This window comes from Kitasatospora sp. NPDC057542 (genome assembly GCF_042801945.1).
In the GTDB taxonomy this organism is placed as follows: Bacteria; Actinomycetota; Actinomycetes; order Streptomycetales; family Streptomycetaceae; genus Kitasatospora.
Window position 1 is genome coordinate 1 of sequence record NZ_JBHVFE010000337.1, and the last position, 10,154, is coordinate 10,154.

The 10,154-nt window shown below is 74.2% G+C and carries 8 protein-coding genes; all 8 read right to left on the minus strand.

Annotated features, from left to right (window positions below; all coding sequences use genetic code 11):
- Positions 1-39 precede the first annotated feature (39 nt).
- The 8 genes from ACFU7Y_RS31655 to ACFU7Y_RS31690 all read right to left on the minus strand — a co-directional run bounded on the left by ACFU7Y_RS31655 (position 40) and on the right by ACFU7Y_RS31690 (position 10,109).
- On the minus strand, positions 40-1,269 hold the full coding sequence (locus ACFU7Y_RS31655; protein WP_380770448.1) for a pseudouridine synthase: 1,230 nt from the start codon (positions 1,267-1,269) through the stop codon (positions 40-42).
- A gap of 62 nt (positions 1,270-1,331) precedes the next feature.
- Complete coding sequence (locus ACFU7Y_RS31660) at positions 1,332-1,925, minus strand: SMC-Scp complex subunit ScpB (protein WP_374120168.1); 594 nt, start codon at positions 1,923-1,925, stop codon at positions 1,332-1,334.
- A gap of 278 nt (positions 1,926-2,203) precedes the next feature.
- Positions 2,204-3,067 carry a segregation and condensation protein A gene (locus ACFU7Y_RS31665; RefSeq protein ID WP_380770449.1) on the minus strand — a complete coding sequence of 288 codons (864 nt, stop codon included), beginning with the start codon at positions 3,065-3,067 and terminating at the stop codon, positions 2,204-2,206.
- 465 nt (positions 3,068-3,532) lie between these two features.
- A complete protein-coding gene (locus ACFU7Y_RS31670; protein ID WP_380770450.1) occupies positions 3,533-4,102 on the minus strand; it encodes a hypothetical protein in 570 nt (189 codons plus the stop codon).
- A gap of 41 nt (positions 4,103-4,143) precedes the next feature.
- The gene (locus tag ACFU7Y_RS31675; protein ID WP_369808367.1) at positions 4,144-5,211 is read right to left on the minus strand and encodes a ParA family protein; all 1,068 of its coding nucleotides are present in this window, start codon (positions 5,209-5,211) and stop codon (positions 4,144-4,146) included.
- Between the two features lie 425 nt (positions 5,212-5,636).
- Entirely contained in the window at positions 5,637-6,752 is a 1,116-nt protein-coding gene (gene ald, locus ACFU7Y_RS31680; RefSeq protein ID WP_224284826.1) for an alanine dehydrogenase, read from the minus strand.
- Between the two features lie 261 nt (positions 6,753-7,013).
- Positions 7,014-9,197, minus strand: coding sequence for an AAA family ATPase (locus tag ACFU7Y_RS31685; protein WP_380770451.1), 2,184 nt, complete (start codon positions 9,195-9,197; stop codon positions 7,014-7,016).
- Positions 9,198-9,461: 264 nt separating this feature from the next.
- On the minus strand, positions 9,462-10,109 hold the full coding sequence (locus ACFU7Y_RS31690) for an NUDIX hydrolase (RefSeq protein ID WP_224284713.1): 648 nt from the start codon (positions 10,107-10,109) through the stop codon (positions 9,462-9,464).
- Positions 10,110-10,154: the final 45 nt, after the last annotated feature.

Below are 10,154 nucleotides of genomic sequence, written 5' to 3' on the forward strand. Positions count from 1 at the left end.
GCAGCACGTGCGGCCGGGGCTCCGGCGGAGCGGACGGGCCTACAGGCCGACCTCGCGCATCAGCTGGCCGACCTCCGGGTTGGTGAGGCGGCGCAGCCAGCCCGACTTCTGGTCGCCCAGGGCGATCGGGCCGAAGTGGGTGCGCACCAGCTTCTCGACCGGGAAGCCGACCTCGGCCAGCATCCGGCGGACGATGTGCTTGCGGCCCTCGTGCAGGGTCACCTCGACCAGGTAGTTCTTGCCGACGTTGGAGACCACCTTGAAGCTGTCGGCGCGCGCGTAGCCGTCCTCCAGCTCCACGCCCTGGGCCAGCTGCTTGCCCAGGTCGCGCGGGATCGGGCCCTGGATCGCGGCCAGGTAGGTCTTGGTCACGCCGTAGCGCGGGTGGGTGAGGCGGTGGGCCAGCTCGCCGTGGTTGGTGAGCAGGATGATGCCCTCGGTCTCGGTGTCCAGGCGGCCGACGTGGAACAGCCGGGTCTCCCGGTTGGTCACGTAGTCGCCCAGGCACTGGCGGCCGTCCGGGTCCTCCATGGTGGAGACCACGCCGGCCGGCTTGTTCAGCGCGAAGAACAGGTAGGACTGGGTGGCGACGGTCAGGCCGTCCACCTTGATCTCGTCCTTCTGCGGGTCGACCCGCTTGCCCTGCTCGGTGACGCGCTTGCCGTTGACCTCGACCCGGCCCTGCTCGATCAGCTCCTCGCAGGCGCGGCGGCTGCCGACGCCCGCCCGGGCCAGCACCTTCTGGAGGCGCTCACCCTCGGGCTCCCCGAAGGTCTTGGGCAGCTTGGCGGCCGGCTTGTCATGCCGGGCGAGGACGGCGTCCTCGATCTTGGCCTGGAGCTCGCGGGAGCGCTGCGGCTGGCGGCGCGGGTCGCCCGGGGCGCCCTGGCCCTCACGGCGCGGGCGCGGGGCCGGGCCGGGGCGCCGGCCGGCGTAGCCACCGCGGGCCGGGGTCGCGTTGGGGCCGCCGCCGTACTCGGGGCGGTCGTACTTGCGCTCCTCGGGCCGCAGCGGGCGGTCCGGGTAGCGGCGGTCGTCGCGGCGGTCGTCGCGCCGGTCGTCGCGCCGGTCGTCCCGGCCGTACGAGCCTCCGCGCGAACCCGAACCCGAGCCGCCGCGGCCGCTGCCGCCGCCGTACGAACCTCCACGCGCACCCGAGCCGCTGCGGCCGCTGCCGCCGCCGTAGGAGCCGCCGCCCCGGCCCCCGCCCTGTCCGCCGCGACCGCTCCCGCCGCCGCTGCTGTTCCTGCCGTTGCCACTGCTACGCATCAAAGTGTCCGTACGTCGTTCCGTCTGGGATGTGCGGTCGTTTCGGCCGACCTCACCGCCCCCTACCGATCGGGCCCGGCCCGACCGGCCTCGCCACTGCCGTCCGCGGCCTGCGCGGCAGCGGCGGCGACCGCCTCCGCGATCATCGTGCCCTCCAGGGACTCCGCTTCCACGTCGTCGACCTCGGGCAGGAAGGGAGCGAGCTCCGGCAGCTCGTCCAGGCCGCGGAGCCCCATCCGTTCCAGGAAGTAGTTCGTCGTCCGATACAGGATCGCACCTGTTTCGGGCTCGGATCCGGCCTCTTCCACCAGTCCTCGCTGTACCAGGGTACGCATCACGCCGTCACAGTTCACACCGCGGACGGCGGAAACCCGCGATCTGGACACCGGCTGCCGGTAGGCGACCACTGCCAGGGTCTCCAGCGCGGCCTGGGTGAGCCGGGCCTGCTGGCCGTCCAGGAGGAAGCGGTCGACCATCGCGGAGCAGGTGTCCCGGCTGTAGAACCGCCAGCCGCCCGCGACCAGCCGCAGGTCGAATCCGCGGCCCTGGGCCGTGTACTCGGCGGACAGCTCGCGCAGCACGGCCGCCACCTCGGCCCGGGGTCGCTCCAGCACCCCGGCCAGCCGCTCCTCCGCCACCGGCTCGTCGACGACCATCAGGACGGCCTCCAGCTCGGCCCGCAGCCCGGCGTCGGCGGGCCCCTCGGCACCGGAAGTCGACGAGGCCGACTTCCGGTGCACGACGCGCGCTTCCGCCGCCTCGAAGCCGCCCCCCGCCTCGGACCCGGCCGGTTCCCCCGAATCCACCGGCTCTGCCGGCTCCACCGGCTCCGGCAGCAGCTCGAAGGCCGGCTCCAGCCACTCCTCGGCCCGCGGCCGCCCCGGCAGCCCCAGCGGACGCCGCACCGGCCGCCCGCCCTCGTTCCCACCGCTCATCACCGCTCGTCCTCCTTGACCTCGCCGGCCGGCCGGTCGAACTCGTCCGTCACCTCGACCGCCACCCGGCCCTCCTCGGCCACCCAGCGCACCAGCAGCTCTCCGAGCGCCTCCGGCTGTTCGAAGGCGAGCACCCGCTCCCGGTACAGCTCCAGCAGCGCCAGGAAGCGGGCGACCACCACCAGGTCGTCCGGCGCGTCCTCGACCAGCTGCTGGAACGTGGCCTCACCCAGCTCGGTGAGCAGCCCCACCACCAGCCCTGCCTGCTCGCGCACGCTCACCGGCGGGGTGTGGATGTGGTCCACGTAGACGACCGGCGCGGGTCTGGGCTCCATCGCCTTGGCCGCCAGCTCGGCGAACCGCTGCGGCCCGGTGCCGATGACCACCTCGGGCAGCAGCTCCGCGTGCCGGGGCTCCAGGGCGGCGGTCCGCGGCCGGCGCAGCAGCTCGGCCGCCCAGCGCTCGCCGAACAGCGCCGCCGCCCGCTTGTACGCCCGGTACTGGAGCAGCCGCGCGAACAGCAGGTCGCGGGCCTCCAGCAGGGCCAGGTCGGCCTCGTCCTCGACCTCCGCCACGGGCAGCAGCCGGGCAGCCTTGAGGTCGAGCAGGGTCGCGGCCACCACCAGGAACTCGGTCGCCGCGTCCAGGTCCCAGTCCGGGCCCATCGCCCGGATGTGCGTCATGAACTCGTCCGTCACGGTGGCCAGCGCCACCTCGGTGACGTCCAGCTTGTGCTTGGCGATCAGGCTGAGCAGCAGGTCGAAGGGGCCCTCGAAGTTGTCCAGCCGTACCCGGAAGCCGCCCCGCGACCGGTCCTCGGTCGCGCTCGCGGCGGTAGCGGCTGGTTCGGCGGTACTGGGCATGGCGGTCCATCTTCACCCGTCCCCGCCTGCTGCCCCGCCCCGGGGTCTCCCGACACGCCGTTCCACCCGGGCCCCGGACCGATGTCCACCCGGCGCCCACTGGCCCGTACGAGGCCCTCGGCGCCCGCCCCGGCCCTGGCTGCCGGCCGACCGGTCCGATGCCCCGCCCGCGCCTCGCCCGTGCCCGCGGAATACCGGCCGACGGCCCCTCCCGTCCCAGCGGACCGACCACGGTGTCCCGCCAGGGGGTCGCGCGGCCCCGGGAGCGGCCCTCCGGCGCCCGACACGGCCCTCGGGCCGCCAGGGCCTCGCCCCGGTCCCGACGCGCGGCCTCCGGCGCCCTACCGCCCTTCCGGCACGCCCTACCGCCCTTCCGGCAGGCCTGCCCCCCTTCCGGCGGCCGCCCCACGCCGGTCCCGCGGCCCCTCGGCGCCCGGCGGAACAGCCGGCCGCCCTGCGCGCCGTCTACCGGCCGCGCAGCCGCCGAACCAGGATCGAGGCCTCGCCGCGCTGCTCCAGGTCCGCCAGGACGACCGCGATGGCCTCCCGGACGATCCGCCCGCGGTCCACGGCCAGGCCGTGCTCACCGCGCAGCACCAGCCGGGTGTGCTCCAGGTCCATGAGCTCCTCGGCGGACACGTAGACGGTGATCTTCTCGTCGTGCCGCTCGCGCCCGCTGGGCCGGCGCGGCGCGCGGCCGCGCGGGCGGGCGCGGCCGGCGGCACCGGGCTGCTCCTCGGCGGCACCCTGGTGCGTCCGGGGCGCCGGGGCGGAACCGGCACCGCGGCCGCCCGAGACGGTCTTCCCGGCCGCGCCTGCGGCGGGTGCGGGCCCGGGGGCCGTGCCGGGCCGCTGCGCGGGCGCCGGCACCGTGGCGGCCGTCTGCTGCTCCGGCGTCACCCGCCGGTCGTCCTGGGCGCCCTGGCCGGACTCGGCGCCCTCGGCACCGTCCGGTTGTCCGTTGACGGTCCGCGCGGTCTCCGGTCTGGGTGCCTCGGCGGCCGGACGCGGTGCGAGGGAGGGCGACAGCGCCATCCCTCCCGTGGTCCGGAACAGCTCGTCGGCACCCGGGAGACTCACTCGGCGGGGCGGCACCGGTCGAGCACCTCCCTGGCGAGCTGGCGGTAGGCGGCGGCACCGACCGAGTTGGTCGCGTACGTCGTGATGGGCTCGCCGGCGACGGTGGTCTCCGGGAAGCGCACGGTCCGCCCGATGACGGTGTGGAAGACGTGCTCGCCGAACGCCTCGACGACGCGCGCCAGCACCTCGCGGCTGTGCACGGTGCGCGAGTCGTACATGGTGGCCAGGATGCCGTCCAGGCGCAGGTCGGGGTTGAGCCGCTCGCACACCTTCTCGATGGTCTCGGTCAGCAGCGCCACACCGCGCAGCGCGAAGAACTCGCACTCGAGCGGGACGATCACGCTGTGAGCGGCCGTCAGCGCATTGACCGTCAGCAGGCCCAGCGAGGGCTGGCAGTCGATGATGACGTAGTCGTAGTCGGGCAGCAGCGGCTTCAGGGCGCGCGCCAGCGCGGACTCCCGGGCCACCTCGCTGACCAGCTGCACCTCGGCGGCGGAGAGGTCGATGTTGGACGGCAGCAGGTCCATCCCCGGGACCGCGGTCTTCAGCAGCACTTCATCGGCCGTCAGGCCCCGCTCCATGAGCAGGTTGTAGACGGTGACGTCGAGCTCCATCGGGTTGACACCGAGGCCGACCGAGAGCGCGCCCTGCGGGTCGAAGTCGACGAGCAGCACCCGGCGGCCGTACTCGGCCAGCGCCGCACCCAGGTTGATGGTCGACGTGGTCTTGCCGACGCCGCCCTTCTGGTTGCACATGGCGATGATCTGGGCGGGGCCGTGCTCGGCGACCGGCGCGGGGATCGGGAAGTACGGCAGCGGACGGCCGGTCGGGCCGACCCGCTCGCGGCGCTGGCGCGCGGCGTCGGGGGCCAGCGTGGCGGCGTACTCCGGGTCCGGCTCGTACTCGGCGTCCGGGTCGTCGTAGGCGCCGTAGGCGAACTCGCCGTAGGCCAGGCCGTAGGCCGCCAAGTCGGCGTCGTGATCGGTCACCGTGGTCACCTGTGCTGTGTTCTGGCGTGCTTCGAAAGTACGGAGTGCGACCGAGCCGACCTCGGCCGAGCCCACGGAGGGCTGCCGGGCCCCGGGCTCCTCACTCGGCTGGCCGGCGGTGAGCTCCGCCAGTCCTGGCTGACCACCCCCGGGAGCAATTGTCGACTCATTCACAAGTCGTCTTACCTCCTTGGGCATCCAGGACTCTATGTCGATTCGTCAGCGTGGCAGCATGCCGACGGTTTGCGACTCTAGGCCGTTCAAGGCGTTCGCAGCAACACAATCCACGGTAGTGGGCAGGATGTGTCGACTATCGAGCGGGCTGCTGTCAAGGGATGGGAGGGTCACCGGCCCCAACGTTTCTGCGGGCGGGTGACATGACCGACAAATATTGACGACAGAGCGACCTACCCGGTCAACCCGCTGTTCACGGGCACGGCGAAGCCCCCGACCCGAAGGGATCGGGTCGGGGGCGAACGACCGCCGGGCGGTCAGGGGGTTCAGGCGAGCACGTTCTCCAGGGAGACCGACTCCAGGCCGAAGGCCTCGGCCACGGCCGGGAAGGTGATCTGGCCCTCGTGCACGTTCAGGCCCTTGGCGAGCGCGGCGTCGCGGCGCAGCGCCTCCTTCCACCCGCGGTTCGCCAGCTCCAGCACGTACGGCAGGGTGGCGTTGGTCAGCGCGTAGGTGGAGGTGTTCGGGACGGCGCCCGGCATGTTGGCCACGCAGTAGAAGACCGAGTTGTGGACCTTGAAGGTCGGGTCGTCGTGCGTGGTGGCGTGCGAGTCCTCGAAGCAGCCGCCCTGGTCGATGGCGATGTCGACCAGCACGGAGCCCGGCTTCATGCGGGAGACCAGCTCGTTGGTGACCAGCTTCGGGGCCTTGGCGCCCGGGATCAGCACGGCACCGACGACCAGGTCGGCCTCCACGACGGCCTTCTCCAGCTCGAAGGCGTTCGACACGATGGTCTTGACCTTGGTGCCGAAGATGCGGTCGGCCTCGCGCAGCTTGTTGATGTCGCGGTCCAGCAGGGTCACCTCGTAACCCATGCCGACGGCGATGGTGGCCGCGTGCCAGCCGGAGACGCCACCGCCGATGACGACGGCCTTGGCCGGGTGGGTGCCGGGCACGCCGCCCGGCAGGGTGCCGCGGCCGCCGGCCGGGCGCATCAGGTGGTACGAGCCGACCTGCGGGGCCAGACGGCCCGCGACCTCGGACATCGGGGCGAGCAGCGGCAGCGCGCCGTTCGACAGCTGCACGGTCTCGTACGCGATGGCGGTGGTGCCCGAGGCGATCAGCGCGTCGGTACCGGCCCGGTCGGCCGCCAGGTGCAGGTACGTGAAAAGGGTCTGGCCCTTGCGCAGCCGGTGGTACTCCGAGGCGATGGGCTCCTTGACCTTCAGCAGCAGGTCGGCGGTGGCCCACACCTCGTCGGCGGTGTCGAGGATGGTGGCGCCGGCGGCCACGTACTCCTCGTTCGGGATCGAGGAGCCGACACCGGCGTTGTCCTCGATGTAGACCTCGTGTCCGTTGCGGACCAGCTCATGCACGCCGGCGGGCGTGATGGCCACGCGGTACTCGTGGTTCTTGACCTCGCGGGGGATGCCGACCTTCACGGCTAAACACGTCCTCTTGCCATGGGGGTCCCGACCGGAGAAGACCGGTGGGCGACGCGCACGTGGGGAAGCCTCCGGGACAGCCCGGGGCGGGGATCGCTGCGCGACTGAGTCCGAGTGTAATGAAGCCCAGTCGGCGTGTCAGCCTTCCAAAGTGAATAATTTTCCCGCACGCATTGGCAGGTTCGTAGGCTTCCCCTGCGACTTACCTACCAAAGACCTCGCAACCGGGCATCTTCGACAATACCTCCGAAACGCCCGTCACCACCCGGCGTCGACGCGTTCCCGCAGGTCCGCGAGTGCGGCCCCGACGGCCTCCCGGCCCCGTTCGTCGCCCAGTCGGCGCAGCACCGCGAGTGCGGCCCGGTACTCCCGGTCCGCCTCGTCGAAGCGGCGCTGCGCGGTGTGCGCCTCGGCCACCCGGGCGAGCAGCCGAGCCTCGGCCGCGTGGTCCCCGAGCGCCTGCCGCAGGCCGAGCGCACGCCCGTACCAGTCGGCGGCCCGCACCGCGTCGCCGAGCGCACGGTGACAGTTGGCGGCGCTCTCCAGGGCCCGGGCGCAGAGCGGTTCGTCGTCGGCCGTCCGGGCGTGCTCCAGGGCGGCCCGGTAGTGGGCGGCAGCCGGCTCCCAGCGACCCGCCGAGGCCTGGAGGTCGCCCAGGTTGAGCAGTGCGGCCGAGGCCCGGCGGGGCCGGCCGTTGCGCTCGGCGACGGTCAGCACCAGCTCGTGCAGCCGGTAGAGGTCGGTGGGGGCGGCGGCTCCGGTCAGCGGCAGCGCCCGCAGCAGCGCGGTGACCAGCCGCCCGGCCGAGCCGTCCAGGTCGCCCTGGCCGATCGCGTCGGCCACCGCACCGAGCAGCAGCTCCCGCTCGCCGAGCAGCCACTCTCGGGCGTGCGCGGCCGAGCGCAGCCGCAGCGGGGCGGGCAGCGGGTCCGGGCCGGGGCCGGCCGCCGGGTCGAGCAGCGCCCGGGCCGACTCGGTGAGCCGGACCAGCCGCTCCAGCAGCCGGGCCCGGGCCAGCTCGGTCTCGGCGGGCCGGTCCTCCTGCTCGCGCAGCCGGACCAGCCGGGGGTAGAGCCGCCCGGGCACCCGGTAGCGCGGGGTGCCGTCGGCGGCCGGCGCCTCCTCGCCGACCAGCTCCCACTCGGCCAGCGCGGCCAGTGTCGCGGCCGCGTCCGGCACCGGGCAGCCGACCAGGGCGGAGGCGGTGCGCGGGTCGGCGGTCTGCGCCGGGGCCAGGGTGAGAGTGCGCAGCATCCGCGCCTGGGCCGTCGGCAGCCCGCGGTACACCAGGGTGAACGCGCCGAGCAGCGGGTCGTTGTCGGGGACGGGCACCGGCTCGGCCGGCTCCGGGCCTGGCTTCACCCAGGCCGCCGGATCACCGGCCGACTCGGTCACCGGGGCAGCAGCACCGGGAGCGGGCTCACCGGCCCGGCCCTCCGACGCCTTCCCCGGTACCGGTTTCCCCAACGGGCCCCGCGCGGACCCAACGGCCCCGACGGACCCGACGGACCCGGAAGGGCCGGCCGGAGGAGTGCCGGGAAACTTCGCCGCCCGCTCCCCCTCCTTCTTCTTCCTCGGCGCCCCGCCTTGCTCCTTCTCCTTCTCCTTCTCCTTCTCCACAGCGGCCGCAACAGGCTCCGCGGAAGCCCCCGTGACCGCCGTCTCCTCCCCCACCACCCGGTTGAGCTCTCGCGCCGCGTCCGTGACCGCGGTCTTCGGACTGCCGCGCAGCCACCCCGCCATCAGCCGCAGCGCGGCCGGCCGGGCGGCGCAGGCCTCGGCCAGGTCGGCCCCGCCGACCGGGTCGCAGGAGATCCGGGTGCCGCCGACCAGGTCGGCCAGCAGTTCGCCGGAGCCCTGCCGGTCCAGCCCGCCGAGGATCACCGGGTCGATGTCCTCGATCCCGGTGAGCGGCCCGGCCGTGGTGGCGAGCACCAGGCAGCCGGGCTCGTCGGCCAGCAGCGGCCACACCTGCCCGGCATCCCGGACGTCGTCCAGCACGAGCAGCACCCGCAGCCCCGCGAGCGCCTCGCGCAGCGCCACGCAGCCCGGCTCGTCCCGCCCGTCCTCGCCCGCCCCGGGCAGCGGCACCGCACTCTGCGGGTCGAGCTGTTCCAGCAGCAGCCGGGCGGCCCGGGCGGGCGGCACCCGGCCGCCGTCCGGGGCGGACAACCGTACGAACAGCACGCCGTCCGGGTAGTCGGCGGCAACGGTACGGGCGAAGCGGGCGGCCAGCGTGGTCCGTCCGGAGCCCGGACGCCCGGCCAGCACCAGCACCGGGCAGCGCCCGCTCGCCGGGCGGGCGGCGGCCGCCCGCAGCGCGGCCAGTTCGGCGCGCCGCCCGACGAACAGCGCGGGACCGGCCGGCAGCCGCTCCAGGCCCGGAACGGCCCCGGCGGGCGCGCCGGGGCCGAGGTCCATCGTCGCCGTCTTCCTCGCCACCCGTGCCACTCCCGACGTCATCCCGCGCTCGGCATCCGACGCTCGGCTTCCGGTACCCAGCCTCCGGAGCTCAGCGGAGGCGGCCCGGGACGGGCGCCCTGTCTGCGAAGCGTAGTTCGACCGTCCGGCTCAGCCGAGGTGACATCCGGTCGTACGAATCGGCAAATCACCCCAACGACTCAACGCGCGGCGGTCACGCATGCTCCGCGGGGGCCCTCCCGGGTCTCGGAGGAGGCAGGCCGCCTCACCCCTCGGCAGGCCGCCTCACGCCTTGAAGGGACGGGCCGGCCAGGGCGAGTCCGCCGGGCGCAGCGCGTCCAGCCCGTCCGGGCCGGTGAGTGCGGCGTGCACGGCGAGGGTGCCGGTGACCAGGGTCGGGTTGTGCAGCTTCCCGGCCTGGATCAGCCGGATCAGCTCCGGCACCGGTACCCAGGCGACCTCGATCTCCTGCTCCTCGCCCTCGGCCGCGTAGCGCTCGCCGTCGGCCGGTGCCAGGTCGGTGGCGAGGAACATCCGCAGCGCCTCGTCGGTGCCGCCCGGGGAGGTGTAGTAGTCGGCAAGGATCCGCCAGGTGCCGGCCTTGCAGTACGCCTCCTCGTACAGTTCGCGCTGCGCGGCGTGCCACGGGTTCTCGCCGGGCACGTCGAGCAGGCCGGCCGGCAGCTCCCACAGCCGCTGGCGCACCGGGTGGCGGTACTGGCGCAGCACCAGCACCCGCTGCTCGTCGTCCAGGGCGAGCACCGAGACCGAGCCGGGGTGGGTCTGGTAGTCGCGGCGGGCCCAGCTGCCGTCGGGCATCCGCACCTCCTCGCTGCGCACCCCGGTGACCTTGCCCTGGAACGGCGTCCCGCTCGCCCGGACCTCCCACTCCTCGGCCACGTCGGCGATCCCCTGGCGGCTCTGCTCGTCCATCGCTCTCCCCTTTTCGTCAGTACGACACAATCTAACGCCGAACGG

Bases quoted from the DNA above. Each gene is read 5' to 3' on its own strand.
- ACFU7Y_RS31655 (WP_380770448.1), bottom strand. From the start codon at position 1,269: ATGCGTAGCAGTGGCAACGGCAGGAACAGCAGCGGCGGCGGGAGCGGT.
- ACFU7Y_RS31660 (WP_374120168.1), bottom strand. From the start codon at position 1,925: ATGGTCGTCGACGAGCCGGTGGCGGAGGAGCGGCTGGCCGGGGTGCTG.
- ACFU7Y_RS31665 (WP_380770449.1), bottom strand. From the start codon at position 3,067: ATGCCCAGTACCGCCGAACCAGCCGCTACCGCCGCGAGCGCGACCGAG.
- ACFU7Y_RS31670 (WP_380770450.1), bottom strand. From the start codon at position 4,102: ATGGCGCTGTCGCCCTCCCTCGCACCGCGTCCGGCCGCCGAGGCACCC.
- ACFU7Y_RS31690 (WP_224284713.1), bottom strand. From the start codon at position 10,109: ATGGACGAGCAGAGCCGCCAGGGGATCGCCGACGTGGCCGAGGAGTGG.